Source organism: Algoriphagus oliviformis (assembly GCF_017254915.1).
In the GTDB taxonomy this organism is placed as follows: domain Bacteria; phylum Bacteroidota; class Bacteroidia; order Cytophagales; family Cyclobacteriaceae; genus Algoriphagus; species Algoriphagus oliviformis.
Genome location: NZ_JAFKCT010000094.1, coordinates 1 through 282 on the forward strand (window position 1 = coordinate 1; position 282 = coordinate 282).

1 protein-coding gene is annotated in these 282 nt (G+C 41.5%); it reads right to left on the minus strand.

All coding sequences use genetic code 11. From position 1 onward, the window contains the following. Nucleotides 1-5 precede the first annotated feature (5 nt). Nucleotides 6-282: hypothetical protein (locus J0A68_RS23415; RefSeq protein WP_206580531.1), on the minus strand; the 277-nt coding region annotated here is incomplete at its 5' end.

The window sequence follows — 282 nt, forward strand, 5'->3', positions numbered from 1 at the left end:
TGGCTTTAGATCAAACAGCGTTTTATTTGCCAAATATTTCTCTTCTCCTTCATCGACTGAGGCCCAGCCATTCGCGATTCACCACAATCTGTGGCTGAAATTGTCATTCGCCATCCACAACTCACAGCCACCGTCACCCATACCCAACCATTGTCACCGCCACCACAAAGCGACATAGTTAATATATGTGTGTGTTTTAATAAATTACTCAGGATTGCTAAGATATGGCAAGAGCTGTAGATTGAACCTAGGAATTTTATCGATGAAGAAGATGAAATCATT